The sequence below is a fragment of the Ruegeria sp. AB9 genome (assembly GCF_056542585.1).
Genome location: NZ_JBQGAA010000001.1, coordinates 1,015,176 through 1,039,739, shown reverse-complemented (window position 1 = coordinate 1,039,739; position 24,564 = coordinate 1,015,176). Strand labels below are relative to the sequence as shown.

The 24,564-nt window shown below is 57.0% G+C and carries 32 protein-coding genes; 18 read left to right on the top strand and 14 right to left on the bottom strand.

Going from position 1 to position 24,564, the window contains the following annotated elements:
• Positions 1-109 precede the first annotated feature (109 nt).
• From ACR0K5_RS05280 to aspS, 4 genes are all read left to right on the top strand, one after another.
• Positions 110-1,237, top strand: coding sequence for an aminodeoxychorismate synthase component I (locus ACR0K5_RS05280; RefSeq protein WP_480628657.1), 1,128 nt, complete (start codon positions 110-112; stop codon positions 1,235-1,237).
• On the top strand, positions 1,192-1,839 hold the full coding sequence (locus ACR0K5_RS05275) for an aminotransferase class IV family protein (RefSeq protein ID WP_480628656.1): 648 nt from the start codon (positions 1,192-1,194) through the stop codon (positions 1,837-1,839). The genes ACR0K5_RS05280 and ACR0K5_RS05275 overlap by 46 nt, the downstream gene beginning before the upstream one ends.
• Positions 1,836-2,507, top strand: coding sequence for a CPBP family intramembrane glutamic endopeptidase (locus ACR0K5_RS05270; protein WP_480628655.1), 672 nt, complete (start codon positions 1,836-1,838; stop codon positions 2,505-2,507). Before ACR0K5_RS05275 ends, ACR0K5_RS05270 begins: the two co-directional genes overlap by 4 nt.
• 79 nt (positions 2,508-2,586) lie before the next feature.
• Complete coding sequence (gene aspS, locus ACR0K5_RS05265) at positions 2,587-4,362, top strand: aspartate--tRNA ligase (RefSeq protein WP_480628654.1); 1,776 nt, start codon at positions 2,587-2,589, stop codon at positions 4,360-4,362.
• A gap of 178 nt (positions 4,363-4,540) precedes the next feature.
• Here aspS and ACR0K5_RS05260 read toward each other — a convergent pair whose 3' ends face one another.
• Entirely contained in the window at positions 4,541-5,260 is a 720-nt protein-coding gene (locus ACR0K5_RS05260; RefSeq protein ID WP_480628653.1) for a response regulator, read from the bottom strand.
• 135 nt (positions 5,261-5,395) lie between these two features.
• On the opposite strand from ACR0K5_RS05260, the gene mce reads away from it, so the two are divergent.
• Both mce and ACR0K5_RS05250 read left to right on the top strand, forming a co-directional pair.
• Positions 5,396-5,800: a methylmalonyl-CoA epimerase gene (gene mce, locus ACR0K5_RS05255; RefSeq protein WP_109313240.1), complete on the top strand. Its 405-nt coding sequence runs from the start codon at positions 5,396-5,398 to the stop codon at positions 5,798-5,800.
• Between the two features lie 24 nt (positions 5,801-5,824).
• Positions 5,825-6,097, top strand: coding sequence for a DUF1467 family protein (locus tag ACR0K5_RS05250; protein WP_117867937.1), 273 nt, complete (start codon positions 5,825-5,827; stop codon positions 6,095-6,097).
• Between the two features lie 6 nt (positions 6,098-6,103).
• Here ACR0K5_RS05250 and ACR0K5_RS05245 read toward each other — a convergent pair whose 3' ends face one another.
• On the bottom strand, positions 6,104-6,802 hold the full coding sequence (locus ACR0K5_RS05245) for an EI24 domain-containing protein (protein ID WP_480628652.1): 699 nt from the start codon (positions 6,800-6,802) through the stop codon (positions 6,104-6,106).
• The gene (locus tag ACR0K5_RS05240) at positions 6,799-7,377 is read right to left on the bottom strand and encodes a nitroreductase family protein (protein ID WP_480628651.1); all 579 of its coding nucleotides are present in this window, start codon (positions 7,375-7,377) and stop codon (positions 6,799-6,801) included. Before ACR0K5_RS05240 ends, ACR0K5_RS05245 begins: the two co-directional genes overlap by 4 nt.
• Positions 7,378-7,512: 135 nt before the next feature.
• On the opposite strand from ACR0K5_RS05240, the gene ACR0K5_RS05235 reads away from it, so the two are divergent.
• Positions 7,513-7,788, top strand: coding sequence for a DUF167 domain-containing protein (locus tag ACR0K5_RS05235; protein ID WP_480628650.1), 276 nt, complete (start codon positions 7,513-7,515; stop codon positions 7,786-7,788).
• Here ACR0K5_RS05235 and ACR0K5_RS05230 read toward each other — a convergent pair.
• Positions 7,776-8,024: a hypothetical protein gene (locus ACR0K5_RS05230; protein WP_299642146.1), complete on the bottom strand. Its 249-nt coding sequence runs from the start codon at positions 8,022-8,024 to the stop codon at positions 7,776-7,778. The genes ACR0K5_RS05235 and ACR0K5_RS05230 overlap by 13 nt on opposite strands.
• Before the next feature lie 120 nt (positions 8,025-8,144).
• On the opposite strand from ACR0K5_RS05230, the gene ACR0K5_RS05225 reads away from it, so the two are divergent.
• From ACR0K5_RS05225 to ACR0K5_RS05205, 5 genes are all read left to right on the top strand, one after another.
• The gene (locus ACR0K5_RS05225; RefSeq protein WP_480628649.1) at positions 8,145-8,852 is read left to right on the top strand and encodes a M48 family metallopeptidase; all 708 of its coding nucleotides are present in this window, start codon (positions 8,145-8,147) and stop codon (positions 8,850-8,852) included.
• Positions 8,849-9,217 (top strand): YigZ family protein, encoded by a 369-nt coding sequence (locus ACR0K5_RS05220; protein ID WP_480628648.1) that lies wholly within the window; start codon positions 8,849-8,851, stop codon positions 9,215-9,217. Before ACR0K5_RS05225 ends, ACR0K5_RS05220 begins: the two co-directional genes overlap by 4 nt.
• Positions 9,218-9,286: 69 nt before the next feature.
• Positions 9,287-9,538 carry a DUF6455 family protein gene (locus ACR0K5_RS05215; RefSeq protein ID WP_480628647.1) on the top strand — a complete coding sequence of 84 codons (252 nt, stop codon included), beginning with the start codon at positions 9,287-9,289 and terminating at the stop codon, positions 9,536-9,538.
• 14 nt (positions 9,539-9,552) lie between these two features.
• Positions 9,553-9,822, top strand: coding sequence for a DUF6455 family protein (locus ACR0K5_RS05210; RefSeq protein ID WP_480628646.1), 270 nt, complete (start codon positions 9,553-9,555; stop codon positions 9,820-9,822).
• Positions 9,822-10,082 carry a DUF6455 family protein gene (locus ACR0K5_RS05205; protein WP_480628645.1) on the top strand — a complete coding sequence of 87 codons (261 nt, stop codon included), beginning with the start codon at positions 9,822-9,824 and terminating at the stop codon, positions 10,080-10,082. The genes ACR0K5_RS05210 and ACR0K5_RS05205 overlap by 1 nt, the downstream gene beginning before the upstream one ends.
• Here ACR0K5_RS05205 and ACR0K5_RS05200 read toward each other — a convergent pair whose 3' ends face one another.
• Positions 10,083-10,325, bottom strand: coding sequence for a CDGSH iron-sulfur domain-containing protein (locus ACR0K5_RS05200; protein ID WP_480628644.1), 243 nt, complete (start codon positions 10,323-10,325; stop codon positions 10,083-10,085).
• Between the two features lie 68 nt (positions 10,326-10,393).
• Between ACR0K5_RS05200 and ACR0K5_RS05195 the strand changes: the two genes are divergently transcribed.
• Positions 10,394-10,549 (top strand): hypothetical protein, encoded by a 156-nt coding sequence (locus ACR0K5_RS05195; RefSeq protein WP_480628643.1) that lies wholly within the window; start codon positions 10,394-10,396, stop codon positions 10,547-10,549.
• A 5-nt stretch (positions 10,550-10,554) separates the two neighbouring features.
• Positions 10,555-10,743, top strand: coding sequence for a hypothetical protein (locus ACR0K5_RS05190; RefSeq protein ID WP_170346096.1), 189 nt, complete (start codon positions 10,555-10,557; stop codon positions 10,741-10,743).
• A gap of 134 nt (positions 10,744-10,877) precedes the next feature.
• On the opposite strand, the gene ACR0K5_RS05185 is transcribed toward ACR0K5_RS05190, so the two are convergent.
• The gene (locus ACR0K5_RS05185) at positions 10,878-11,237 is read right to left on the bottom strand and encodes a hypothetical protein (RefSeq protein ID WP_480628642.1); all 360 of its coding nucleotides are present in this window, start codon (positions 11,235-11,237) and stop codon (positions 10,878-10,880) included.
• 112 nt (positions 11,238-11,349) lie between these two features.
• Positions 11,350-12,738, bottom strand: coding sequence for a 30S ribosomal protein S12 methylthiotransferase RimO (rimO, locus tag ACR0K5_RS05180; protein ID WP_480628641.1), 1,389 nt, complete (start codon positions 12,736-12,738; stop codon positions 11,350-11,352).
• Positions 12,739-12,832: 94 nt separating this feature from the next.
• Between rimO and ACR0K5_RS05175 the strand changes: the two genes are divergently transcribed.
• Positions 12,833-14,788 carry an AsmA family protein gene (locus ACR0K5_RS05175; protein WP_480628640.1) on the top strand — a complete coding sequence of 652 codons (1,956 nt, stop codon included), beginning with the start codon at positions 12,833-12,835 and terminating at the stop codon, positions 14,786-14,788.
• 47 nt (positions 14,789-14,835) lie between these two features.
• Here the strand turns inward: ACR0K5_RS05175 and ACR0K5_RS05170 are convergent, their stop codons facing one another.
• From ACR0K5_RS05170 to ACR0K5_RS05155, 4 genes are read right to left on the bottom strand one after another with little or no spacing between them, the layout of a single operon-like run.
• Positions 14,836-16,332, bottom strand: a complete 1,497-nt coding sequence (locus ACR0K5_RS05170) for a phosphomannomutase/phosphoglucomutase (protein WP_480628639.1) — start codon at positions 16,330-16,332, stop codon at positions 14,836-14,838.
• A gap of 15 nt (positions 16,333-16,347) precedes the next feature.
• The gene (gene kdsA, locus ACR0K5_RS05165; protein WP_480628638.1) at positions 16,348-17,181 is read right to left on the bottom strand and encodes a 3-deoxy-8-phosphooctulonate synthase; all 834 of its coding nucleotides are present in this window, start codon (positions 17,179-17,181) and stop codon (positions 16,348-16,350) included.
• A 5-nt stretch (positions 17,182-17,186) separates the two neighbouring features.
• On the bottom strand, positions 17,187-18,764 hold the full coding sequence (locus ACR0K5_RS05160) for a KpsE/RkpR family capsule polysaccharide export protein (RefSeq protein ID WP_480628637.1): 1,578 nt from the start codon (positions 18,762-18,764) through the stop codon (positions 17,187-17,189).
• On the bottom strand, positions 18,742-19,401 hold the full coding sequence (locus ACR0K5_RS05155; protein ID WP_480628636.1) for an ABC transporter ATP-binding protein: 660 nt from the start codon (positions 19,399-19,401) through the stop codon (positions 18,742-18,744). Before ACR0K5_RS05155 ends, ACR0K5_RS05160 begins: the two co-directional genes overlap by 23 nt.
• Before the next feature lie 224 nt (positions 19,402-19,625).
• Between ACR0K5_RS05155 and ACR0K5_RS05150 the strand changes: the two genes are divergently transcribed.
• Positions 19,626-20,237, top strand: coding sequence for a uracil-DNA glycosylase family protein (locus ACR0K5_RS05150; protein WP_480628635.1), 612 nt, complete (start codon positions 19,626-19,628; stop codon positions 20,235-20,237).
• Positions 20,230-21,018, top strand: a complete 789-nt coding sequence (locus tag ACR0K5_RS05145; protein WP_480628634.1) for an SseB family protein — start codon at positions 20,230-20,232, stop codon at positions 21,016-21,018. Before ACR0K5_RS05150 ends, ACR0K5_RS05145 begins: the two co-directional genes overlap by 8 nt.
• Before the next feature lie 60 nt (positions 21,019-21,078).
• Here the strand turns inward: ACR0K5_RS05145 and yghU are convergent, their stop codons facing one another.
• Complete coding sequence (yghU, locus tag ACR0K5_RS05140; RefSeq protein ID WP_480628633.1) at positions 21,079-21,957, bottom strand: glutathione-dependent disulfide-bond oxidoreductase; 879 nt, start codon at positions 21,955-21,957, stop codon at positions 21,079-21,081.
• 248 nt (positions 21,958-22,205) lie between these two features.
• On the opposite strand from yghU, the gene ACR0K5_RS05135 reads away from it, so the two are divergent.
• Entirely contained in the window at positions 22,206-22,724 is a 519-nt protein-coding gene (locus tag ACR0K5_RS05135; protein WP_480628632.1) for a YHS domain-containing (seleno)protein, read from the top strand.
• A 49-nt stretch (positions 22,725-22,773) separates the two neighbouring features.
• Here ACR0K5_RS05135 and ACR0K5_RS05130 read toward each other — a convergent pair whose 3' ends face one another.
• A complete protein-coding gene (locus tag ACR0K5_RS05130; protein ID WP_480628631.1) occupies positions 22,774-23,439 on the bottom strand; it encodes a J domain-containing protein in 666 nt (221 codons plus the stop codon).
• Positions 23,440-23,669: 230 nt separating this feature from the next.
• The gene (gene metF, locus ACR0K5_RS05125) at positions 23,670-24,536 is read right to left on the bottom strand and encodes a methylenetetrahydrofolate reductase [NAD(P)H] (protein ID WP_480628630.1); all 867 of its coding nucleotides are present in this window, start codon (positions 24,534-24,536) and stop codon (positions 23,670-23,672) included.
• Positions 24,537-24,564: the final 28 nt, after the last annotated feature.

The following is a 24,564-nucleotide window of genomic DNA, read 5'->3' as shown; positions in this document are numbered from 1 at the left end:
GGACCGCGCGAAAAGGTTCAAGAGGTATCGGAAACGGGGACGAAATTGCCGCTTTCCCCTCTTTCACTTGGCGGAGTATTCTCTATATGGCCCCTCACGGCAATTGAGGATGCAAGTGCGTATTCGTTTCGATCAGGGACCGGCCGGGCGAGGAACCCGGTTTCAGCGTCCGTCTCAGATTATCCGCGCGGATCTGGCGGAAGAGGTGCCCCAGGCTCTGGCGGCACTGGATGAGGCGCGCGCGGATGGTGCCTGGCTGGCAGGATATGCCAGTTACGAACTGGGCTATGTTCTTGAGCCCCGGCTAAATGGCCTTTTGCCTGAAAAACGTCGTCTGCCTTTGCTGTGCTTTGGGGTATATGGCGCACCGGATCGGGTCGCTTTGCCGTCGCCTTCGGGCGAAGTAGGCACGTTCCGGCCTCGTTGGGACGAGGCGCGTTACACCCAAGCCTTTCAAACCGTGCATGATGCCATCGGCGCTGGAGATATTTATCAGGCCAACCTGACCTTTCCGATTGATCTGAGCGTCTTGGGCGATAGCGAAACGCTATATGCCGCGCTGGTAGCAGGGCAGCCGGTGGGCCATGGTGCGCTGGTGCAGCAGGATGGGTTGCCCGATCTCCTTAGCCGCTCGCCGGAGTTGTTTTTCCGCACGGACGAGGATGGGAAGATCGAAACTCGCCCGATGAAGGGCACGCAACCGCGCAGTGAAGACCCGGATGAGGATGCGCGACGTCGCGCCTTTCTGACCACCGACGAAAAGAACCGGGCCGAGAATCTGATGATCGTTGATCTTTTGCGCAACGACATCAGCCGCGTCGCGTTGCCCGGATCGGTTCATGTGCCCGAGCTGTTCCGTGTTGAAACCTATGCAACTGTTCATCAGATGGTCTCGCTGGTCCGCGCGCAGCTGCATAAATGCGCCGGTCTGGGCGAGATTCTGACTGCGCTGTTTCCCTGCGGGTCGATCACTGGCGCACCAAAGATCCGTGCAATGGAGATTCTGGCCGAGCTAGAGCCATGGGCGCGCGACATCTATTGCGGCACCATTGGCTGGGCCGCGCCTGATGGGCGGTCCGAGTTCAACGTGGCCATCCGCACCTTGATGCTTGAAGACGATCGCGCCACTCTGAACGTAGGCGGTGGAGTCGTATGGGACAGCACCGCCCCGTCAGAATATGAGGAGGCGCTATGGAAAGCCCGCTTCGCCCATCAGCTGAGCCTGATTTCCGCCTGATCGAAACACTGGCCTTCCGGCCTGAGCAAGGGTTTGTCCGACAGGATCGCCATCTTGCGCGTATGGCCCGCACGGCAGCGGCCCTTGGGGTTTCCTTCACTAAAGACGATGCGACCGCAGCACTAAACCCGGCGGTCGGCGATACCCCATTGCGTTGCCGCCTGACGTTGGACGCGTCTGGCGTGTTCGAATTGACAACCGGTCTGCTGGCAGACAATCCACCTATCTGGCGCGTAGCCCTGTCCGATCGGTATCTGGCTTCAAATGATCTTTGGTTGCGTTACAAGACAACCCACCGTGCTCTCTATGATTCCGCACGTGCTGCATTGCCGGAGGGAATTGATGAATGGTTGTTCATGAATGAACTTGACGAGCTTTGTGAAGGCACCATCACAAACCTGTTTTTGGAAATGCCTGATGGCCGGGTTCTGACACCCGCGCTGTCCAGTGGGCTGTTACCGGGGATTTTGCGTGAAGAGCTGCTGGGTAATGGAACAGTTGCAGAAGCTGTACTGACCTTGACCGACCTGAAAAATGCGCAAACTATTTACATGGGCAATTCGTTACGCGGACTGATCCGGGTGGAGCTGATAGACACGTGACCAAAGACTGCGCGATGATCGGTCCGCCGGTTGCACTGCCGCGGCTACGGCTGGAATTCGGCTTGTTCTTTATCGGCCTGCCGTTGGTGATCGCTGTTCTCTTTCCAGCGAACTGGATGTTTCCGGCGTTGTTTGCCCTGACGGGGGTGGGTGTCGTCCTTTTGCACAGGACGCCCGGATTTCAATGGGCCGAGCTGCGTTACGACTGGGCCAACTGGTCTTTGCGCGAGGTGGCGCTTTTCACCGCCATCATGGCCGTGTTTTGCGTGGGATTGATACAGATCACGCGCCCGGATGCCGCGTTCTTCCTGCTCAAACACCACCCCGAGATGCTGGCCTTCATCTGGGTCGGCTATCCGCTGCTGTCAGCCCTGCCGCAAGAATTGCTATTTCGCCCCCTGTTCTTCCGCCGCTATCACGCGATCTTGCCCGAAGGGCGCACGGCCTATCTGCTGAACGCCGCCATATTCTCATTCGCTCACCTGATGTACTGGAGCTGGATCGTCGCCCTGATGACATTCGCGGGCGGGTTGTTGTTCACATGGGCCTACCGGCAGCGTGGCTCGTTCTTTTACGCGGTGCTGTTACACGCGATTGCGGGCAATATCATCTTTGCTGTGGGGCTTGGTGTCTATTTCTACTCAGGCAATGTGCAAAGGCCGTTTTGACGGGGCGACCCGCCTTGACTTTCCGAGCCTGACAGGGTGTATCGGCGCGACGAATTCTGCGCCCGAAGGGATATGATCCATGCACGCCTATCGCAGCCACACCTGCGCCGCCTTGACCGCCACCAATGTTGGCGAAACTGTTCGCCTGTCCGGTTGGGTGCATCGGGTCCGAGATCACGGTGGCGTACTGTTCATCGACCTGCGCGACCATTTTGGTGTGACACAGGTATTGTGTGACGGCGACAGCGCAGCTTTTGCCGAGCTGGAAAAGGTGCGTTCCGAATGGTGCATCCGCATCGATGGTACGGTCAAAGCGCGTGACCCGGAACTAGTGAACGCAAAGCTACCCACCGGCGAGATCGAGGTTTACGTGCGTGAACTGGAAGTTCTGGGTGCCGCCGATGAACTGCCGTTGATGGTGTTCGGCGATCAGGAATATCCCGAGGAAACCCGCCTGCGCTATCGCTATCTGGACCTGCGCCGCGAGGCGATGCAGCAGAACATGACCCTGCGCTCGGACGTTGTCGCATCCATGCGCAAACGGATGTGGGATCAGGGCTTCCGCGAATATCAGACACCGATCATCACCGCATCCTCGCCGGAAGGCGCACGCGACTTCCTCGTGCCGTCGCGCCTGCATCCGGGCAAGTTCTACGCTCTGCCGCAGGCACCGCAGCTGTTCAAACAGCTGATCATGGTGTCGGGCTTTGACAAATATTTCCAGATCGCGCCATGCTTCCGCGACGAAGACCCGCGTGCCGACCGCTCGCCCACCGATTTCTACCAGCTTGACCTCGAGATGTCGTTTGTCGAGCAGCAGGACGTATTCGACACCATCCAGCCCGTTCTGACCGGCGTGTTCGAAGAGTTCGGCGGTGGCCGCAAGGTCGATCAGGAGTGGCCGCAGATTTCCTACAAGGACTCGGCTTTGTGGTTCGGCACCGACAAGCCCGACCTGCGGAACCCTATTAAAATGCAAGTGGTCTCCGACCACTTCCGCGGGTCTGGCTTTGCGATTTTCGCAAAGCTGTTGGAGCAGGAAGGCACCGAAATCCGCGCTATCCCAGCGCCAACTGGTGGCAGCCGGAAATTCTGTGACCGGATGAACGTCTTTGCCCAAAAAGAAGGTCTGCCTGGCATGGGCTATATCTTCTGGCGCGATCAGGGCCAGGGGATGGAAGCCGCAGGTCCGTTGGCCAAGAACATCGGCCCAGAGCGCACCGAGGCTATCCGTCAGCAACTGGGTTTGGGTGTCGGTGATGCGGCGTTTTTCCTGGGTGGTAAGCCAAAAGCTTTTGAAAAGGTCGCTGGGAAAGCGCGTGACGTGATCGGCGAGGAGTTGAAGCTGACCGAAAAAGATCGCTTTGCCTTTGCCTGGATCGTGGATTTCCCGATCTACGAGCAGGATGAAGAAACCGGCGCGATCGATTTCGAACATAACCCGTTCTCGATGCCGCAGGGCGGTATGGAGGCGCTGCAGGGCAACCCTCTGGACGTACGTGGGTATCAGTATGATCTGGCTTGCAATGGCTACGAACTGGTTTCAGGCGCGATCCGGAACCACAAGCCGGAAATCATGCTGAAAGCCTTTGAACTGGCAGGTTACGGCGAGGATGAAGTGAAATCCCGCTTTGGCGCACTGTTCAACGCGTTCCACTACGGCGCGCCGCCACACGGTGGATGCGCGGCTGGTATCGACCGGATCGTGATGTTGCTGGCGGATGAGGCTAATATCCGCGAAGTCATGATGTTCCCGATGAATCAGCGCGCCGAAGACCTGATGATGGATGCACCTTCAGATCCGACCTCGGATCAGTTGATGGAGCTGGGGCTTCGCATTATCCCGCAAGACTAAACACTAACCGCCCGCAGCTAGCGGGCGGTTTCTTTTGGGCCCTATACGTTGCGCTCGTCAGTCCAGCGGGTTTTCCAGATTGTCCCGATTGACCCGAATGGAGTGCGCAGCATGCCGTGTCTGGCGGTAAACCCAAATGCATAAGAGGGTCGCAGTGATGAAGTAGGCTGTGACCATTTCAAATTGCCTCTCGCTGTTCCAGACGGTTCTGCACCATCCCGGCAACCTGCGCCGCCTGCGCCGTGATCGGTGCCCCGTTTGCGCGTGACAATGCCAGCTTTCGCGCGGCTTCTGCCAAGGGTCTGTCATCTGCTTCGCGCGCGACGCCTTGCAGGAACTGTGCGGCGTAATCCAATGTGCGATGATCGTTTGGACCTGCGAGCACATCGGCGATATGGGCCATGTCGTCCTGATAGGCCATTGGGTCTGGATGGATGATTTCATCCCGCACCGCGTGCAGACCACTGGGCCGCCGATCCTCCGGCAGACGTTCCAGAAGGGATTTCTGAAAATAAGACATTGATTTTAAAGGCTTGGATAAAAAACCATCCGCTCCGGCCACAAGAGCCATGTCTTCGTTGGTATCATCGCCGGACAAGCCCATGATGACGCTGATACGGGGCGTAGTCTCCGCCAGTTCAGCGATCAGGTCGGCGCCGGATCCGTCCGGCAGGCCCATATCGACCAGAATGACCGAAGGCCGATAGATCTGCAGGTGTCGTCGGGCCGATTTCAGACAATCCGCGCGGCGAATACGCGCGCCGCTGTGCAGGCACATCAGGCGGATGGCGTCGCAGGCGTATCGGCTGTCTTCGACAACCAGAATGGTCTGACCCAGCAAAGGGCGCGTCGCGGTGGGCGCGGCGGTGGGGGTGGCAAGTAGACCCGAATCGTCCATGGCAGCTCTCCTATCCAGCAGATGCTTCACGCTAGGAAGTTCTGGCTAACACGACGTTAACGCGCGTTTTGGCGCACTTGTCCTTTCATGGAACAGCCCCCATAACCCGTGCAACGCAGGACAGAGGAGTGAACTATGATTGGACGTTTGAACCACGTTGCCATCGCCGTGCCGGATCTTGAGGCGGCTTCCGAGCAATACCGCAATGCACTGGGTGCCAAAGTTGGCGCACCACAGGATGAGCCGGATCACGGGGTCACAGTTGTGTTCATTGAACTGCCCAACACCAAGATCGAGCTGCTGTACCCGCTGGGTGATGACAGCCCGATCAATGGTTTTCTGGAAAAGAACCCGGCCGGCGGTATCCACCACGTGTGTTACGAAGTCGAAGACATTATCGCGGCCCGCGACCATCTGAAGGAAACCGGTGCTCGCGTTCTGGGGTCGGGTGAGCCCAAGATAGGTGCACATGGTAAGCCGGTTCTGTTCCTGCATCCCAAGGATTTCAACGGCTGCCTGGTCGAGCTGGAGCAGGTATAATCCCCCAACTTCGGAGGGCCTGATATGACCATTACTGCCGCATTGGTACTGTTCGCCGTCATCTGGTTCATGACGCTGCTGGTGGTGTTGCCCATTCGCATAAAAACTCAGGGTGATCTGGGCGACATCGTGCCCGGCACCCATGCGGGCGCGCCGGAAGTGCATCACATGAAAAGAAAGATGTGGATCACCACCGGCATATCAGTCGTTCTTTGGGCGATCATTGCCGGGATCATCCTTTCGGGTGTGATCTCGGTGCGGGATTTCGACTGGCTGAACCAGTTGGAGCCAAGATAAACTCTGTCAGGCCTTTTGGCCTGACAAAGCGTGATAGATATGGGTGAATGTGGCGGCCCCAATGATTGGGATCACCAGGTTTACCAGTGGCACCGTCAATGGAATGGCCATCAACGTGCCCGCTACCCAGATCGTTGTCGAATGCCTGGCCCGCAGCTTACGTGCGCCGTCGCGCCCGATCCTTCGCATCGCAGCAAGAGTGAAGTACTCCCGCCCCAGCAAGAATCCGTTCATGGCCCAGAATATGAAGGGCGCAAGCGGGGTGAAAATTGCATAGAGGATCAGCGCCAGCAGGTTTGCTCCAATCAGTACTCCAAGGAAACTGAGACTGTCCAGAAGCGCCTCTGAGACAGGGATGCGCCGAGAGGGAGGCAATGCCGGAAAATGCTTGTCCTCAACCGCCTGTGCAACCTCATCCAGAAAGATCGAGGTGATGGCCGAAGCGACCGGCACCATCAGAAAAACAGGCAGGATCAGGACGAGCACGATACCGGAATAATTCAGAACGTCATTCAGCCAAGGCACGGCACCGACGAACGGCAGAGAGATTTCACTGCCCGACAGCCAGTTAATCAACCAGATCGCACCTGCGCAGGCGAAAGCCAGCAGGAGGATGGTCAACCCCACACCGCGCAGCAAAACGGCGCGGAACTTGGGGTCTCCAATTTGGCCAAGTGCGCTGAAAAAGGCGTTCAGGATAATCATTCCGTGACCCATTCCGTCAGAGCGGCCGCATCGGGTCGCGGGCGTTCCGGCGGTGCTGTTCCCTCGGTGGCGATGTGAATCAACCCGGCCACACGTTCGTTTTCTGCAAGTCCAAATGCGTCGACGCAGAAGTCACGATCATGCGTTTGCCAGCCTGACAGCCAATTTGCGCCCCAGCCCGCCGCCAGCGCGGCGTTCAGCAGCGCCAGACAGACCGCGCCAGCTGAATAGGTTTGTTCGATCGCCGGAACCTTCTCGGACGGTTTTTGGACCTCGATGATCGCAACCGCCAGATGTCCCATATCGAATTGGCTGCGCGCTTTGACAATGTCTTCCGGACTTTTACCCAGCTTTTGCCCGCAGGCCTCAGTCAAGGTCGCGAGACGCGGCATAGCGCCCTTTTCCAGAACAATAAATCGCCATGGCTCCAGTTTTCCGTGATCCGGGCTGCGAGCGGCAGCGATCAACAAAGGCAGCAACTCTTCCTGTGTCGGAGCCGGTGCAACCAGTGTTTTGGCAGGCCGGGATCGGCGCGACTGTAAAAACTCCAGGGCGGCTGGGTTTTTCAGGGACATATGTTAACTTCCTTTACATCACGACTCTGTATCTTGGTCGGCGGTCAGCCCGTTTCAAGGGTGCGCCGGCGGATTGCATGGATCAATTTCATTCCAACGTCCTTCATGCAAGACTATTGAGAGAAGGGGATGACTATGGCGAAACCCAAACTGCGCGATTTACCGGATCTCAGCGCGTTGGCGCAGGTCGGGGCCATGTTCAAACTGAAGGTCACGCCTCAGGCGGCCCGTGATCGTGTGATCGTTGAAGAAGATCAGATCAGGGTTTTCGTTACGGTCCTGCCCGAAAACGGCAAAGCCAATAGCGCTGTTCAGTTGATCCTTGCAAAATGCCTCGGTGTTGCACCTTCAACCCTGACACTGAAGCAGGGGCAATCCGCGCGGATCAAGGTGTTTGTCTATGATCCCTGAGGTCCGGTTTCGCGAATCTGATAAACGCCCTCGGGCAGGTCCAGCGCAGCCGCCAGATCGCGCACCTGTTCCGGTGACAATGTGATCCGTTGAATCTGATCGGTACGCGGGTCCAATTGCTCAAGGGTAACGCATTCAGCGAAATTGTTGATCACAACGTCTTCCTGCAAAGGCTTTTCACCTTCGTCCACAAGCGTAATGACCGTCGAGTCGAATTCATGCTCAATCGAAAACATATGACCAGAGTGCAAGCCGTCGCCGCGCAATGCAACCTGTTCGTTGCGTTGCTAGGTGTGGCCCCTTAGGGAAGGTGGCACTATTTTGAATTTCGGGGCATTCAGTCTGAAGGATGTAAAATGCGCAGATGGTTAATCTTACTGCTGTTCCCGCCGATTGTAGCGTGCGGAGAGGGAGCTCTGCGTGTGTTGCCCGCCGAGGATTGGCAAGGGGAAGAGCCGGGGGCCGACGCCATGGCGCAGGCCTTTCGTGAAGTCAGCCAGGCCATCGGAGCGGAAGCCCGCAACCAGTGCCTGAAACAGACGGTCGGGCAGAACTGCGACTTTCGAATTTTTGTCGATCTGAACCCGCGTGCGCCTGCAAATGCATTTCAGACGCTTGATGATAAACAGCAACCGGTGATTATTTTTACCCGCTCGATGATTGGTTCAACACAAAACGCCGATGAGTTGGCCTTTGTCATGGGGCATGAAGCAGCCCACCACGTGCTGGGGCATATCGCGCGGCAGAGTGAAATCGCTAGCGCTAGTGCAGCAGAATTTGGCAGGGTAGAACAGTTGCGTGGAGGCGACGCAGCCGCCATAGAAGAGGCGCAAAAGGTAGGTGCAGCAACGGGCGTTCAGGCCTATGTGAAAGACTTTGAACTGGAGGCGGACCAGTTGGGAACCATCATCACGTACAACGCGGGCTACAACCCTCTGGTCGGGGCAAAGTTCTTTGATCGTATCCCGGACCCTGGTGACCGTTTTTTGGGAACTCACCCACCAAACGCGCAGCGCGTTCAGATCGTGCTTGAAACCTCCAGGCAACTGGGTCTGGCCCAATGACCGAACTTGCACGTCTGGGCGTCATCCTGTCGGATCGCGGGTCGAAATATGCGGTGTCCGGGGCGTGTGTCACCTCGCGGACTGAAATCGATGCGGTGCTGGACGATCTGAAATCGGACAAGAGCTACGCCAAAGCCACCCATAACACCTGGGCCGCGATTTTGCCGACGGGTGCCTTGAAAGCTGATGACGGGGAAAGCGGCGCGGGCATGGTGATCCTGCGGATGATCGAACGTGCCGGGTTGGAAAATCATGTGATCATTGTCACCCGGTGGTACGGCGGCAAGAAACTGGGCGGGGATCGCTTTCGCAGGGTTCAGGACGCCACCCGAGCCTATCTGGACCACATCGGCGTCCAATCTTGACCTGAGTCAATGTTTGATCCCGCGGATTCGCTACCCTTTTGACAAAGCGCGAAAGGGAAAGGAAACAGCATGCCCACCCAAGAGACCCTGCGGCTGCATGCCGGACTGGTGGACGATATGGCCAGAATGCTGGACATTGACCTTGAGGAAGCCGCCATTGATGGTTCCGTTTCCGTGGATCAGATTTCTGACGCTGTTTTGCGCTGTACTGGCTGTCCGAACCCGGATCATTGCATGAATCTCCTGAACAATGCGGTATCTGCACGGCGTACGCCCGAATACTGCCGAAACCAGGATTTGCTTCACAATCTCATGCCTTAACATACAGGTTTGCCATGCCACATCTGGGCGAAATCATGACCCATCTGCGTCTTGTACTACGTATGGGTCAGGCTACCGGAACCGATTTGGCCGCGGCCTATCGGGATGGTCATCTGAATCAAGAAGAATGGGCGGAAATCGTTCAGCAATGTCGTGGCTGTGCTTGGGCCAAAGACTGTCCTGAATGGCTCGAACGGCGCGAGCAGGTTGAAATGGCCCCGTGTACGTGCCCGAATCGAAAGTACTTCGCAGCTCTCAAATCCCAGCAGGTGGAGCACGCTTGATGCCTCAGATCGCGTTGGGGGAAATCGAAAGGCACTTCTGGCTGACACGCTCTGTTTCGCGCTGTATGGGCGTTTCAATGACCGAGGCGATGGCCGAAGGGCGTCTGTCGCCGGAACAATACGCTGAGCTTGTCACGCGGTGTCGCGCTGCGGGTTGTGACGTGCAATGCGAACACTGGCTGGCCCGGCAGCAAGGCCCGGTGACCACTGCTCCGGATTTTTGCGCGAATGCAGATACTTTGAACGGATTGAAAGCCTGATCAAAGCCCGCTGTGCGTTCCGTCGCACAATGGCGATTTCGAGCTGTGTTTACATCCGCAAAAGAAAACCTTTTTCGTTGTATCTGCGGTGTATTTCACAGGTTCAAATTCGGTTCCTTTATGCGACCCGTCGCAAAACGGCTGGCGGCTGGATTTTCCACAGGCGCACCAGAAATAGGTTTTCCCTTCGACTACCTCGACCGGAAAGGGTGATTTCTGAGCAATGATGGGTGCGTCTGACATGTGGCTTCTCCGTCTTTGGCTGATATCGCTGCAACACTTTAGGGCGCTATAACCAAAAGGATAGCAATATGGCCGCACAGATCATCGCAACGAGCCTGAATTGGCATGGATTCGCTGTGTCTCACAAAGACGTGATTGATTCAGTTGCCAGATTGTTGTTCAGCCCGTATTCTGAACCCGGCCCCGAAAAGCTGGGCAATATCAGAAAAGTAATAAAGGATTGACGGACATGAAACTGAAACTCGCTGCCGTTGGCGCATTTGCTCTGATCCTGACTGCCTGTGCGCAGCAGGAAGAACCGACACCTGTTTACGTTCAGCCCAGCTATGACAAAGCCGGCACACCAAGCTGCCCGGGTGGCTATGAGCTGGCCACAACCGAAGCAGGCCAGACTGTCTGCAACCCGGTTACTCAATAAGCTTTTCGCAGGCGGTCCGGATGCGGACCGCCTGCACCATTTGAGGGATAAAAGCCGCCATCCATGGCGGTTATTTTATGCCTGCTGCATTCGAACCATCGGGTTGATGATCGGTTTTTCTGTTACCCCACGCCTTAGTGCCTCTTGAAGCCGTAGGAATGCTTGAATTTGAACGACTTGAGATTGTGTCGTTTGACCGATCGGTAGGGGATATGCCCGATCACACGCTGTTTGGGGGTGTAGTATCGATAAACCGGAGCCGGCTTTTTAATATACACCCTGGGGTGCTTACCATGTGACTTGGCTTTCGGCGCCACATAATACCTTTTGATCTTATGGTTGCCGTTTTTATGAAAGCTGAAGTGTTTGCCGCCAACCGCAACGAACCCAGCCGAACCGACCTGCGTGGGCTGGGCGTAAACGGGGGTGGCAACGAAATGCGCAGCCATCAGGAAAACCACGCCGTTCAGGCCAAGCTTTAAGATACGAGACATGAAAACCTCCGTGTTTGGCTTTCAGTCTAAGATCGGGTCTGGCCGCGTGTTCTGCCAATAAACTCGCTTCACGCTTTGCCCATGTGACGTGTGTCGGAGGCTTTGTCAGACCTTAGACGGGCTTGCCCCACAGATCATATTCTCCGGCCTCGTCCACTTCGACTGTGACGATGTCACCGGGCTTGAGGTTTTCGAACCCTTCATCAATGAACAGGTTGCCGTCAATCTCGGGCGCGTCTGCTTTGGTGCGGCAAGTGGCGGCCTCGTCGTCCACGTCATCCACGATCACCTGAAGCGTCTGTCCGACCTTCGCCTGCAACTTGGCTTCTGAGATGGCCTGTGCCTTTTCCATGAAGCGATCCCAGCGCTCTTGCTTGACTTCGACCGGAACGTGGTCCGGCAGGTCGTTCGAGCGTGCGCCATCCACGTTTTCGTATTGGAAACAACCGACGCGATCCAGTTGCGCCTCGTCCATCCAATCCAGCAAGGTCTGGAATTCGGCTTCGGTCTCGCCCGGGTAGCCAACGATAAAGGTCGATCGCAGGGTGATATCCGGGCAGATGTCGCGCCAAGCCCGGATTTCGTCCAGCGTTTTGGCGGCCGCGGCCGGACGGGCCATTCGTTTCAGAACGTCTGAATGGGCGTGTTGGAACGGAATATCCAGATAAGGCAGGACGTTGCATCCGGCATCTGCCATCAGTGGAATCAGTTCCCTTACATGTGGATAGGGATACACGTAGTGCAACCGCACCCAGGCATCGAGCTGCCCCAGTTCACGCGCCAGATCGGTGATATGGCTGCGCACTTCGCGGTCTTTCCAGGGGTTCACATCGTATTTCCGGTCCAGCCCATAGGCCGAGGTGTCCTGCGAAATCACAAGCAGCTCGCGCACGCCATTGTCGACCAGCTTTTCCGCCTCGCGCAGAACCGCATGGGCTGGGCGGCTGGCCAGCTTTCCGCGCATGTCGGGGATAATGCAGAACTTGCATTTGTGGTTACAGCCCTCGGAGATTTTCAGATAGCTGTAGTGGCGGGGTGTTAGCTGGACGCTGCTGGCGGGCAACAGATCGACAAACGGATCAGGATCAGGCGGAACAGCGGCGTGTACCGCATCCAGAACCTGTTCGTATTGGTGCGGGCCGGTGACAGCCATAATGCGGGGATGGTGCTCGCGGATGTATTCCGGCTCGGCCCCCAGACAGCCGGTCACGATGACCTTGCCGTTTTCCACCAGCGCCTCTCCGATCGCGTCCAGCGATTCCGCCTTGGCGCTGTCAAGGAACCCGCAGGTGTTCACAATGACGGCATCGGCCCCGGAATAATCGGGTGAAATGCCGTATCCTTCTGCCCGCAATCGGGTCAGAATACGCTCACTGTCGACCAACGCCTTCGGGCAGCCCAGCGACACCATACCGATGGTCGGCTGGTTCGATAGGGGCGTCTCGGTGATCCGGGCGGCAGGCGCCAGGTCGGGGCGGAGGTTTGGCGGGTTTGTCGTCATGCGCGGCATATAGTGGGGAAAGCTTCCCCTTGCAAATGTGACGTGTGATTTGAATGATCACGGCAAAGATAAGCCAAAAGGCGGAGAGCGGAATATGAAATGGCTGATGCGCATCCTGTTTATTGTTGTGGCGGTGGTCGGGCTGATTATTGGCGCGCTGCTGCTGATGCCGGGGGATAAGCTGGCCGCGATCCTGGCCGAGCAGGTGAAGGCGCAGACTGGGCGTGATCTGACACTTACCGGCGATGTGCGCATATCGTTCTGGCCGGTGCTGGGGATGGAATCCGGGCCGGTGCGTTTCGGGAACGCCAGCTGGGCCGGACCAGAGCCTATGTTGAGTGCTGATAGTCTTGCCGTGGGGGTGGATGCGGCGGCGCTGTTGAAGGGTGATCTGCAGATAAAACGGGTTTTTGCGGAAAACCCGGTGCTGCGTTTGGAACGTTCCCAAGATCGAGGAAATTGGGAGTTGAGCGCATCGGCGGCCCCCGCGGCCACAGTGTCATCCGAAGGGGCAGTGCCTGCGGATGCGTCGGCGACCGTTACTTTGGAAGAGTTGCAATTGACAAACGCGCGGCTGATCTATTTGGAAGACGGTGTTTCTCAGATGGATTTTTCTGATGTAACCTTGTCAGCAAGCTGGCCTCGCGTCACAGCACCTATGGTGATGGAAGCCGCCATGCCGGTACCCGGCGGTTCGGTTCGCGTTGACCTGAAAATCCCGGATCTGCCTGCCTTCGCCTCCGGGTCCGTAACTGGTCTGGAGCTGGCGTTAACGGCACCGGGTGGAGAGATCGGCTTTGACGGGCGCGTCAATCTTAATGGTGAAATGGATGGAACAACCAAGGTTGTGACGCGGGACACAGAAGCGATGCTTGCCGCCTTTGGTCAGGCCGGCACGGCTGTCCCGCCCGGACTGGGCAAAACTGCCGATATTGCCGCGCATATGACTTATACTCAGGACGGACGAATTTCGTTGCGAGATATGACAGCGCGGCTGGATGACAACCGGTTTGAAGGTGAGGTGGATATCACAATCTCTGATCCGCCGAGGGTTGTGGCCCGTTTGGATGCCGGTGATCTGGATTTGTCGAGGATTTCCGATACAGGTACGGCTCCAGTCGGAACGTCTCAGACCAACGCGCCTGCACCGGAAGGATGGTCGCAAGACCCTATCGACGCGTCCGCTCTGGCGCTGGCAGACGGCAAGATCCGCCTGACAGCAAGCTCAATCGCCGTGCCCGGAATGACATTCGGCAAAAGCGACCTGACCCTGTCGCTGGACCGGTCACGGGCTGTTCTGGAAATGCATCCAGCCACCTTGTTTTCCGGCCAGTTGAACGGGCAAGTGGTCGCTAACAACCGTAACGGCCTGTCCGTGGGCGGCAATGTGAAGGCCAGTGGGATCGACCTGAAGCAGGCACTGACAACAATGGCCGGGGTCGAGCGCCTGTCGGGAACTGCTGCCGGAGCGTTTGAATTTCTCGGCGTTGGTCAGTCCGAAGATCAGATCATGCGGTCCCTCAGCGGCAATGGAAGTCTGGATGTCGGGGCCGGCGTGATTTCCGGTTTCGACCTGGATCGGCTGATGGGTCAGGGCACCGGGTCAGGTGGGACAACCGTGTTCAACAGCCTTACGGCCAGTTTCACCATCGAACAGGGCGTTTTGACGAACAACGATCTGCTCATGTCGCTGAAGAACTTCCGTGCAGACGGTGCCGGAACTGTGAATCTGGGCGCTCGCAATATCGATTACCTTTTCACGCCTGTCGCGTTGCGGGCCAACTCCGGACAGGGGATCTCGGTGCCTGTTCGCATCGTTGGTCCTTGGAGTGGCCCGTCAATCAAGCCGGACCTGACCAAAGTCATTGAGGCGGCTGCGGATGTGAAGGTCAAGGAATTGGAAGACGATGCCAAACAGAAAGTCTTTGAAAAGGTCGGGGACGAATTGGATACGACGATCACCGACAGTGATCAGATCGAAGATGCGATCAAGAACAAGCTTGAAGATGAGGCGAAGAAAGGTCTGCTCAAACTGTTTGGCGGCGATTGAGCAACTAGCGTGCTTGGGGCATCAGGGTATGCCCCAAGCGGTTATCCTCAGATCGTTTGGTCGTAATCGCCAACACCGGGTTCAGTTCGGATGACGGCATCGATATCGGCGAAGATGGCGCGCATTTCAGCCTCGCTTTCGCTGCTTTCACAGACGACCACAAGATTGGGGGTATTGGACGATGCCCGAACCAGACCCCAGCTGCCGTTGTCCAGTATGACGCGTGCGCCGTTCACAGTGACCACCTCTTTGATTGCGCGGCCCGCAATGCTCTCGCCGGCATTGCCCTTTTCAACCAGCTTTTCGACCAGTCGCTGCAGGATGTCGTATTTCTCGGTGTCGGCTGCATAGGGCGACATCGTGGGCGTGGACCATGTCCTGGGCAGAGCCTTGCGTAGGTCCGACATGCTCTGATCCGGATTGCGGTCCATCAGCTTGCAGATCTCCACCGCGACACGCATGCCGCAGTCATACCCGCGCCCGACCGGTTCGGCCAAAAAGTAGTGACCTGACTTTTCGAAACCAGCCAGTGCCCCAATTTCTTTGACCCGCCGCTTCATGTGGCTGTGGCCGGTTTTCCAGTAATCCGCCTTAACGCCCAAGGCCTGCAATTCGGGATCGCTGGCGAACAGACCGGTGGATTTCACATCTGCCACAAAGGTCGATCCGGGGTACAGCTTGGCCAGATCACGGGCCATGATCACGCCAACCTTGTCAGCAAAAATCTCTTCACCCTCATCATCGACAACGCCGCAGCGGTCGCCGTCCCCGTCAAACCCCAGCGCCATATCAGCGCCGCTGGCTTTCACCGCGGCGGCCATGTCGTGCAGCATTTCCATGGCTTCGGGATTCGGATTGTAGTTGGGGAAGGTATAGTCCAGCCGGTTATGGCTTGGCACGACCTCGACCCCGATCCGTTCGAATATCTCGGGCGCGAAGGCCGAGGCGGTGCCATTCCCGGTTGCGCAAACCACTTTCAGCGGGCGGGACATTTTGAAGTCGCCGACCAGATCGTCGATATACGCTTCTTTCACGCCGTCAACGAACTCGTATGATCCACCCTCGTGTACAAGACCTTCGCCATTCAGCACGATGTCGCGCAATTCGGACATTTCATCCGGGCCGTGGGTCAGCGGGCGGTCAAAGCCCATTTTGACCCCGGTCCAACCGTTCGGGTTGTGGCTGGCGGTGACCATTGCCACGGCAGGCACGTCCAGATGAAACTGTGCGAAATAGGCCATGGGGCTGACTGCCGGGCCAATATCCCTAACCTGAATACCAGCCTGCATCAGGCCAAGGATCAGGGCATTCTTGATCGCCAGAGAATAATCGCGATAGTCGTTGCCGACTGCGATCACGGGTTCAATCCCGCGCTTGCGCATTTGAGTACCCAGCCCAAGTCCCAGCGCAGTCATTCCGGGTAGGTTGATCTCTTCAGGGTATTTCCAGCGGGCGTCATATTCGCGGAACCCGGTGGGCTTGATCATTGCGTCGCGCAGAAAGCTCCAGGTGTTGGGCGTCACCTCGGGGAGGGGTTTGGTCATAACAAGTCTCAATCGTTAGATTTGAATAGGGTTTGCTTTAGCCAGCGCATCAAAGCGCATCAATGTGTCAACAAGTTGAGGCATCTGGTCGAGGTAGATCATATTGGGTCCGTCGCAGGGCGCGTTGTCCGGATCCTGATGGGTTTCCATGAATACCGCAGCGGCACCTACAGCAACCGCAGCACGAGCCATGACCGGAGCGAATTCCCGCTGGCCACCGGAAGATCCGCCCTGGCCACCGGGCTGTTGCACGGAATGGGTCGCGTCCATCACCACCGGGTAACCTGTCTGGGCCATTTGCGGCAGGGACCGCATATCGGCCACTAGCGTATTATACCCAAACGAGGTGCCTCGTTCAGTCAGCAGGATATTCTGATTTCCCGTACTTTCGATCTTGGAAACGATATTGGGCATCTCCCACGGAGCAAGAAACTGGCCCTTTTTCACATTGATGACGGCACCGGTTTTGCCCGCAGCCAACAGCATATCCGTCTGACGGCACAAGAACGCTGGGATTTGCAACACATCGACCGCCTCGGCGGCGATGGCGCACTGCGCCTCGGAATGAACATCGGTCAGAACCGGGATACCCATCGTCTTGCGGATGCTGTCCAGAACCTGCAGCCCCGCATCAAGACCCATGCCGCGCTTGCCCGACAAAGAGGTTCGGTTCGCTTTGTCATAAGACGCCTTGAAGACATATTGCGCCCCGGCTGCGTCACAGGCTTCTTTCATCTTGCCCGCAATCATTTGCGCGTGGTCGGTGGTTTCAAGCTGACAAGGGCCTGCAATGATGGTGAGCGGAAGGTCGTTGCCGACTGTCAGGTCGGAGATTTTTACATGTTTCATGAGTCTTATGAGGATACCTGTTCACGAAGGACCGACGCGGTAAGCGAGATCATGAGGTAGATACCAGCAAACAACAGGAATGCCAAAATCGTATTTTCGAACTTGCGCGGATAACTGGGCTCCTGACTGGGAATAGGATTCACCGAGACGGTCAGATAGCGCACCTGCCGGTTGGCTTCGGACCGGGTCGATTCCATTTGCTGCATTGCTGTTTGCAGCATCATATCCCGCGCCGCCAGATCCGCTTGTGCGATCTGGATGCGCACGCTCAGCCGCGCCAGCGAATTTTCGCCGGCAGAGGCATCCTGCATCTCGGCATTCAGTTCCTCCAGCACCTTTTCCAGACGGGCGATATCCGCCTTGACGCCATCGACCTTTGCTTTGTTCGGGCGCAGGTTGTCTTGCAGGGCGGCAAGTTCAAGCTCTTTGTCCTGCACCAGTATTTCGATTTCGTTGATGCGGCCGCGCAAGCTGGCGATGACGTTTTCAGGGTCCAGAACCGCCCCTTGAAGCTGAAGCTCAATCAACTCTTCCTGAGCCTGTCGCCGCGCTTCCTGCGCCGCTTCAAAGCTTTGCAGTGCGTCGCGCATCTGGTCTTCGCGCTTCTTGCCGGACAAGGCGTTCACCCTGTCTTCAGAATACGAGATTAAACGTTCGGAAAATTCGGTGGATGTTTGCGCATCTGGTGCGGCAACTTCCATCCGAATGACCCCTTCGGTTGGGTCATAACCGATGGTGATCATGCGTTTGAATAGTTTATAGGCGTCTTCCAGCGTGGCATCGGGGGCCAGCCTTTGGATCGGGTCGATCCATTCCTGCTTGAAGACATCAGAAAACCCGGAGTCCTGATCCAGCAACAGCAAAGCCTCTTTCGATTCCAGAAAGGACTGGACCGAGATCGAGTCCTGAGTGGTCGCAAACTGCGTACCGGCGAGCAGACCGCCGATATTGCCCGGTCCGCCGTCCGCTTGAAGGATCAAGAATTCGGAGTCGCTGGCATACATCGGGGTGGCGATGCGGTAGAAATAAAACCCGACAACGAAGGTTGGCAGGAACACAAAAGCTGCCAATCGGGCAAACAAGCCAAACAATTTGCGCCTGCGGCGGCGGGCGATGTCTTTTTGGATCTGGCCGATTTCAAGATTGCGCCGTTCGGACGGGCTGAGCTCGGGCCCGGGCAGGTTTGTTTTCCCTGCACCCATAGCCTGCGGCAGCTGAACGTTTATCTTGTCCTTCGGTTTGTCACTGTGTTCCGATGGTTTTGCGGCGGCAAGGTCCAGAAGATTGGTCCGCTGGAAGGGGTCGACACCCTTTTTGCGCAGCAACCGCACCGCGTCATAGTCCGATGTGGCGGCCAGACCGTGTTTCTGCGCCAGACGTCGTGCGATACGCAATTGGCGCCCGGTCAGACCTTCGCGCTTGATGTCGTCCAGTTGCGTCCCGGGCTGTGCCTCGCCAGCGGCGGAAGGGCCCTGCGTCGCGTTGCGAATGCGCGAGATCGCGTCCGATCGCGCCTCGGCCGAATCTTCCGTCTGACGTTTGCGGCGCCAGTTGTATTTTCTAACCTTGGGTTTCGTAGTCATAGAGCTGCTTTGCCTCTTCCAAGGAGTCAAACATATACAATTGCCCGTCCAGAAGAACGGCGGCCTGCTGGGCGAATTTCTCTAACACGGATGGGCTGTGCGATACGATCACCAATGTCGTTGTGCGCAACCTTTCCTTCAGGATCGACCCTGCCTTTTCATTGAATTCGACGTCTGTTGACGCAGGCATTCCTTCGTCGATGAGATACATGTCGAAATCCAGCGCCAGCATCAAAGAAAAGGTGAAACGCGATTTCATCCCAGAGGAATAGGTGGCCAGGGGCTGGTCGAAGTATTCGCCCAAACCGCAAAGCCACTTGCAATAGGCCTCGATATAGTCCGGGTCCATGCCGTAGATCTTGGCGATGTAGCGCGCGTTTTCGAGCGCCGATAGTTTCCCCGCCACGCCGCCGGTAAATCCCATGGGAAACGATACGCGACATTCACGGCGGATCACGCCTTCGTCAGGTTTTTCCAGACCGGCCATCATGTTGATCAGTGTGGTTTTTCCGGTTCCGTTCGGAGCCAGAACACCCAGCGAGGTACCCAATTCGACCCGAAAAGAGACCCGATCCAGAATCACCTTGCGGCGTGTTCCGGTCCAGAAGGATTTGCTGACGTTGTCGAACTCTAGCATTCGCGGTCTGCTGCTCGTTTTAGTCGTGTTGTCGCACTTGCGGGCGGCCACAAAGGGTTATTTTTACCGACCCATGTTGGCTACATTATGTCGAATTATGAAACAAATGATCAATGCGTCCCGGAATTGCTTGTGAATGTCCGACTGGATGTCGCTGAGAATTCTACTCTCTTGGTGCTGCGTCGGGTCATTACTATCTGTTTGACCAACCAACAATAGTCCGGATGGACAGGAGCCTTCGCGATCAGATGAGTAGTTTACGTCAGGAAATCCGCGCGTGCCGCTTGTGCGCCGACAGGTTCGCGCAAACAGAAACCGCGCACGAGCCGCGCCCGGTGGTCTGGTTTCGGGCCAAATCACCCATCCTGATCGCGGGACAGGCTCCGGGCGCCCGTGTGCACGAGTCGGGGCGGCCTTTTACCGACCCGTCCGGCGACAGGCTGCGGCACTGGCTGGGGATTGATGAAACGATTTTTTATGATCGTGACAGGGTTTCGATTGTACCGATGGCGTTCTGTTTTCCAGGGTATGATGCGCGCAATGCGGATCTTCCTCCGCCCGCGATATGTCGCAAGACCTGGCATGATCGCGTGATGCAGGATCTGGGGCAGGTGCCACTGACTGTGCTGGTCGGAGGTCATGCACACAAATTTCATCTTGGCTCACGCGGGTCGGTGACCGACACCGTTTGCAACTGGCAGGACCATGCGCCGCGGGTCTTTGCCTTGCCTCATCCGTCCTGGCGCAATACGGCATGGTTGAAGAAAAACCCGTGGTTCGAAGCTGAACTGCTGCCGGTCTTGCGTGCGCGGGTTCAAGAGGTGCTGAATGACTGAAACCACGGCGTTGGACACGGCGCATGCCGCAATGCAGGCGGACCCGCAAAATGATGCCGCCCGGCTGCGTTTCTTTGAACGGCTCGCGGACAGCGAGCTGTTTCTGATGCTGACCGAAGAAGCGCGGGACGAGAACATCTCGCCCGAATTGTTCAATGTGGCCGACGGGCGCTTCGTGCTGGTTTTCGACCGCGAGGACCGGCTGGCGCAGTTTGCCGGACGGCCTGTGCCTTATGTGGCGCTTTCGGGTCGTGTGCTTTCAGGGATGCTATCGGGGCAGGGTATTGGGCTGGGTCTGAATCTGGAAACCGCACCGTCATCGATGTTGGTCCCGGCAGAAGCCCTGGAATGGTTGGCTGAAACGTTGCGCCACAGCCCGCAAGTGGTTGAGGAAGAGATTGCCGAGTTCTTGCCGCCCGCTGGTCTGCCGGACAACTTGCTGACTGCGCTGGATGCGAAGCTGGCAACTGCTGGCGGATTTGCCAGTGCCGCTTATCTGGTAGCCACCAAATCCAAAGCAGGTGCGCAGAGCCATCTGTTGGGATTTGTCGATGTAGTCGAGGGGGCTGAGCCCGCTTTGGCCAAGGCCGCGTCCGAGGCGCTGACCTTTTCCGGGATCGAGGCAGGCGCGATGGATGTCGGGTTTTTCACCGCAAGCGAGGCTGCGGCCGCGCTGTTGGCCAAGGTGGGTCTTCGATTTGACCTGCCCGAGCCTCAAATTGCCGAGACGATCCGTGAAGCCCCCGGCAGCAACCCGGACAACCCACCCATTCTGAAATAACCATCCAAACGCAAACACGCGGCGCCAATTGCGCCGCGTGTTGTTGCACTTGGGATGTGTTTATTCCGCTGCCGCTTCCAATTTGTCCTGCGTGCGGGTTTCAAAATCACTGGCGTCGTGGCGCTCGTGCAGTTGCGTGTGCGGCTCTCCAAAGGCGCGGTTGACCATGCGGCCACGCTGTACCGCAGGGCGCGCGTCAACCGCTTTGGCCCAGCGCATGACGTTTTTGTAGGATTCAACGTCAAGGAATTCGGCGGCACTGTAGAGGCGACCCAAAACCAGTTGACCATACCATGGCCAGATCGCCATATCGGCGATGGAATAATCTTCACCCGCGATGAAGGTCTTATTCGCCAGTTCGCGGTCTAAAACGTCCAGCTGGCGTTTGGTCTCCATCGCGAAACGGTTGATCGGGTATTCCCATTTTTCTGGCGCGTATGCATAGAAATGGCCGAAGCCACCTCCCAGATAAGGCGCGCTGCCCATCTGCCAGAAGACCCAGTTCATGACCTCGGTCCGTTCCGGCCCGGACGCGGGCAGAAACTCTCCGAACTTTTCAGCAAGATGGAACAGGATCGAGGCGCTTTCAAAGACGCGAACGGGTTCTTCACCTGATCGATCCCAAAGCGCGGGGATTTTCGAGTTCGGGTTGGCACCCACAAAACCTGACCCAAACTGATCACCTTCGCCGATATTGATCAGCCAGGCGTTGTATTCGGCACCTTCATGTCCCAGCGCCAATAGCTCTTCCAACATAACGGTGACTTTCACACCATTGGGAGTAGCCAGTGAATACAGCTGAAGTGGATGCCGCCCGGCCGGCAGGTCCTTGTCATGGGTGGCACCGGCAATCGGCCGGTTGATGTTGGCGAATTGTCCGCCACTTTCACTGTCCCATGTCCAGACCGTTGGAGGGGTGTACGAGGATTGGTCGCTCATCTCTTGCCTTTCTTGCCTACGTCGTTGCCGTGCCCACGGCTGCATTACAGCTAATGTTGCAGTCTGCAGAGTCCAACCCAGTTTATCCGGCCAAATCTGTAATAATCCACGATCAGCCCCTCACATTTTCTCGTGCGGGGTCACAGCGGCGTTAGGAGGGCTACGATCAGCAAGGGAATCACATATTGTCTTCCCAGACTTGCCAATACGGCGTCACCGATACAGTTGACACGAAAAGGATAGACTACATGAAACGCTTTGCATTGACCCTTGTTGCGGCCATGGCCCTGGCCGTTCCGGCATTTGCCGGCCCGCAATATGTGGACGGCACCGGCTTTGCCGTATCGGGCTATGATGTCGTTGCTTATCGCGGCCTGGATCAGGCGGCAGTTGGCCAGGCGCAGCCGGAAGGTGTGCGTGGTAATGCTGACATCACGGCGGAATACAATGGTGCAACCTGGGCTTTTGCGACCGAGGAAAACCGTACCAAATTCCTGGAAAACCCAGCATATTACGCACCGCAATATGATGGGCACTGCGCGTACGGCGTGTCGCGCGGCGGCAAGGTTCCGGCAAACCCGAACCTGTGGCGGATCGTGGATGACAAGCTGTATCTCAACATTACCGACGTGGTTGTTGGATTTTTTGAGGAAGACATCCCGGGCAACATCAATCTTGCCGAAGGAAACTGGCCGGGTATCGAGCCGAGCGATGCCTCGACCAACGTGATCCCGAAATTCACTTCAGAAGGCCCGGTCAAAAACTGATCCGGCGCCAAAAGACCTAAGCCCGGCTGGTTCAGTCGGGCTTAGGTCATTACCTTGCAAGCCAGAATTGATCCCGAATGTCCTGATCAGCATCAAACCTGATCCGTACACTCTTGGCTCCCGGAAACTTACGTTCGCAGATTGTATCGGGAATAACCACTTCCCCGGCGCCGGTATCTTTGGATTGAAAGCTCAGGATTTCAGCCTCGGTGCGGCGCGCGCTGGACAGGACGGTCGTTGGCAAGGCCACGCGATTTGCTCCGTGATGCACGGGCGTGGTTACAAAATAGGTCAGATGCCGCCCGTAACAACCGACCGCATCGGGAACGTGGTCTGAAACATATGCATCAGATACTTCCTGAACATTCCCTTCGTTGTGCATATGCGGCAACGCCTGGTCGGGATTCAGCATTGCCTTGCAGGCGGCAATATCTTCCTGCGGGAGTTCGATGATGCGCTTTTTCAATCTTGGGCGGCGCGGCTGCGGGGGGCCGGAACTGGCACCACCTTTTGTTGCCAACCCTTCTTTGCGCAGAAAATCATAGGCCGCCTTGGCGCGCGAAAACCCGGAACTGTCCCCATCTTTGTGATCGGGATGCGAATGGAAGGCGATTTGCCTCCAGGCTTCCCTGATTTCATGGGAACCGGCGCAGGGCGTCAATCCAAGATCCGCCAACGCATCTGTGCGTGCCCGCACTTTATCGACAGGTTCCATACTCAAAACACTCTTTACAAACTACACTCTTCCAGTGTTGCCGCAGTCATAGTTTTGTCAAATTTCGAGGATGATTTGAGGGGCTGGTGACAACAATCACGATGGTAAGATTCAATTGTCTCGTAAAGGCGCCATTTTGCGAGCGCAAATGTGAAACAGTTCACACCCGCCGAAAAGAAATTCGCCCGGGTGTATACCTAACCCGAGCGAATCGTTGGGGATTTTGGGCCTCAGGCGACGTTTTCCAGCTCGACCTGTGGTGTGATGCCAAGTGCAAAGCAGACATCGCGCGTCAGTTCCGGGCGGTTCAAGGTATAGAAATGCAGCTTGTCCACGCCACCGTCTATCAGGTCCGAACACAGCTCGGTGCAGATTGCCGTAGCAAGCAGATCCTCACGTTCGTCGCGCACGGCCTTTTCAAAGGCCTGTTCGACCCACACGGGAATATGCGTGCCACAGCGTTTGGCGAAATTGCGGGCACCCGCCCAATTCTCGATCGGCAGGATGCCCGGCACGATCGGTTTGTCGATGCCGGCCTTGGCACATGCGTCACGGAACCTGAAAAAGGTTTCGGCCTCGAAGAAGAACTGCGTCAGCGCCTCATCTGCGCCCGCGTCCAGCTTGGCTTTCAGCCAGTCTACGTCGGCTGCCATGTTTGCAGCCTCGGGGTGGGTGTCGGGATAGGCACCGACGCGGATGCTGAACATTTCGGTTTCGGCCAGCGATTCGATCAGTTCCACAGAACTGGCGAACCCGTCGGGGTGCGGCACGAATTTGTCCTGACCTTTCGGCGGGTCACCGCGCAGGGCCACGATGTCCTGCACACCGGCCCGTGCAAACGTGTCGGCGATTTCCAGCGTTTCCTGACGCGAAGCATCAACGCAGGTCAGATGTGCAGCCACGTTCAGGCCCGACGATTTATGCAAGGTTGAAACCGCGTCGCGCGTCAGTTCACGTGTCGTGCCGCCAGCGCCATAGGTGACGGACACGAAGCGAGGGTCCAATGGGGCCAATGTCTGAACCGTGTCCCAAAGACGGAAAGAGGCTTCCAGAGTTTTGGGCGGAAAGAACTCGAATGAAATTTCAGGTTTCGACATTGCAGCCTCGCTGGATCAACTGTGCCCC

What these genes read in the sequence shown, in the direction of transcription:
- ACR0K5_RS05280 (WP_480628657.1), top strand. Translation starts at nt 110, where the DNA reads ATGCAAGTGCGTATTCGTTTCGATCAGGGACCGGCCGGGCGAGGAACC.
- ACR0K5_RS05275 (WP_480628656.1), top strand. Translation starts at nt 1,192, where the DNA reads ATGGAAAGCCCGCTTCGCCCATCAGCTGAGCCTGATTTCCGCCTGATC.
- aspS (WP_480628654.1), top strand. Translation starts at nt 2,587, where the DNA reads ATGCACGCCTATCGCAGCCACACCTGCGCCGCCTTGACCGCCACCAAT.
- ACR0K5_RS05260 (WP_480628653.1), bottom strand. Translation starts at nt 5,260, where the DNA reads ATGGACGATTCGGGTCTACTTGCCACCCCCACCGCCGCGCCCACCGCG.
- mce (WP_109313240.1), top strand. Translation starts at nt 5,396, where the DNA reads ATGATTGGACGTTTGAACCACGTTGCCATCGCCGTGCCGGATCTTGAG.
- ACR0K5_RS05250 (WP_117867937.1), top strand. Translation starts at nt 5,825, where the DNA reads ATGACCATTACTGCCGCATTGGTACTGTTCGCCGTCATCTGGTTCATG.
- ACR0K5_RS05245 (WP_480628652.1), bottom strand. Translation starts at nt 6,802, where the DNA reads ATGATTATCCTGAACGCCTTTTTCAGCGCACTTGGCCAAATTGGAGAC.
- ACR0K5_RS05240 (WP_480628651.1), bottom strand. Translation starts at nt 7,377, where the DNA reads ATGTCCCTGAAAAACCCAGCCGCCCTGGAGTTTTTACAGTCGCGCCGA.
- ACR0K5_RS05235 (WP_480628650.1), top strand. Translation starts at nt 7,513, where the DNA reads ATGGCGAAACCCAAACTGCGCGATTTACCGGATCTCAGCGCGTTGGCG.
- ACR0K5_RS05230 (WP_299642146.1), bottom strand. Translation starts at nt 8,024, where the DNA reads ATGTTTTCGATTGAGCATGAATTCGACTCGACGGTCATTACGCTTGTG.
- ACR0K5_RS05225 (WP_480628649.1), top strand. Translation starts at nt 8,145, where the DNA reads ATGCGCAGATGGTTAATCTTACTGCTGTTCCCGCCGATTGTAGCGTGC.
- ACR0K5_RS05220 (WP_480628648.1), top strand. Translation starts at nt 8,849, where the DNA reads ATGACCGAACTTGCACGTCTGGGCGTCATCCTGTCGGATCGCGGGTCG.
- ACR0K5_RS05215 (WP_480628647.1), top strand. Translation starts at nt 9,287, where the DNA reads ATGCCCACCCAAGAGACCCTGCGGCTGCATGCCGGACTGGTGGACGAT.
- ACR0K5_RS05210 (WP_480628646.1), top strand. Translation starts at nt 9,553, where the DNA reads ATGCCACATCTGGGCGAAATCATGACCCATCTGCGTCTTGTACTACGT.
- ACR0K5_RS05205 (WP_480628645.1), top strand. Translation starts at nt 9,822, where the DNA reads ATGCCTCAGATCGCGTTGGGGGAAATCGAAAGGCACTTCTGGCTGACA.
- ACR0K5_RS05200 (WP_480628644.1), bottom strand. Translation starts at nt 10,325, where the DNA reads ATGTCAGACGCACCCATCATTGCTCAGAAATCACCCTTTCCGGTCGAG.
- ACR0K5_RS05195 (WP_480628643.1), top strand. Translation starts at nt 10,394, where the DNA reads ATGGCCGCACAGATCATCGCAACGAGCCTGAATTGGCATGGATTCGCT.
- ACR0K5_RS05190 (WP_170346096.1), top strand. Translation starts at nt 10,555, where the DNA reads ATGAAACTGAAACTCGCTGCCGTTGGCGCATTTGCTCTGATCCTGACT.
- ACR0K5_RS05185 (WP_480628642.1), bottom strand. Translation starts at nt 11,237, where the DNA reads ATGTCTCGTATCTTAAAGCTTGGCCTGAACGGCGTGGTTTTCCTGATG.
- rimO (WP_480628641.1), bottom strand. Translation starts at nt 12,738, where the DNA reads ATGACGACAAACCCGCCAAACCTCCGCCCCGACCTGGCGCCTGCCGCC.
- ACR0K5_RS05175 (WP_480628640.1), top strand. Translation starts at nt 12,833, where the DNA reads ATGAAATGGCTGATGCGCATCCTGTTTATTGTTGTGGCGGTGGTCGGG.
- ACR0K5_RS05170 (WP_480628639.1), bottom strand. Translation starts at nt 16,332, where the DNA reads ATGACCAAACCCCTCCCCGAGGTGACGCCCAACACCTGGAGCTTTCTG.
- kdsA (WP_480628638.1), bottom strand. Translation starts at nt 17,181, where the DNA reads ATGAAACATGTAAAAATCTCCGACCTGACAGTCGGCAACGACCTTCCG.
- ACR0K5_RS05160 (WP_480628637.1), bottom strand. Translation starts at nt 18,764, where the DNA reads ATGACTACGAAACCCAAGGTTAGAAAATACAACTGGCGCCGCAAACGT.
- ACR0K5_RS05155 (WP_480628636.1), bottom strand. Translation starts at nt 19,401, where the DNA reads ATGCTAGAGTTCGACAACGTCAGCAAATCCTTCTGGACCGGAACACGC.
- ACR0K5_RS05150 (WP_480628635.1), top strand. Translation starts at nt 19,626, where the DNA reads ATGGACAGGAGCCTTCGCGATCAGATGAGTAGTTTACGTCAGGAAATC.
- ACR0K5_RS05145 (WP_480628634.1), top strand. Translation starts at nt 20,230, where the DNA reads ATGACTGAAACCACGGCGTTGGACACGGCGCATGCCGCAATGCAGGCG.
- yghU (WP_480628633.1), bottom strand. Translation starts at nt 21,957, where the DNA reads ATGAGCGACCAATCCTCGTACACCCCTCCAACGGTCTGGACATGGGAC.
- ACR0K5_RS05135 (WP_480628632.1), top strand. Translation starts at nt 22,206, where the DNA reads ATGAAACGCTTTGCATTGACCCTTGTTGCGGCCATGGCCCTGGCCGTT.
- ACR0K5_RS05130 (WP_480628631.1), bottom strand. Translation starts at nt 23,439, where the DNA reads ATGGAACCTGTCGATAAAGTGCGGGCACGCACAGATGCGTTGGCGGAT.
- metF (WP_480628630.1), bottom strand. Translation starts at nt 24,536, where the DNA reads ATGTCGAAACCTGAAATTTCATTCGAGTTCTTTCCGCCCAAAACTCTG.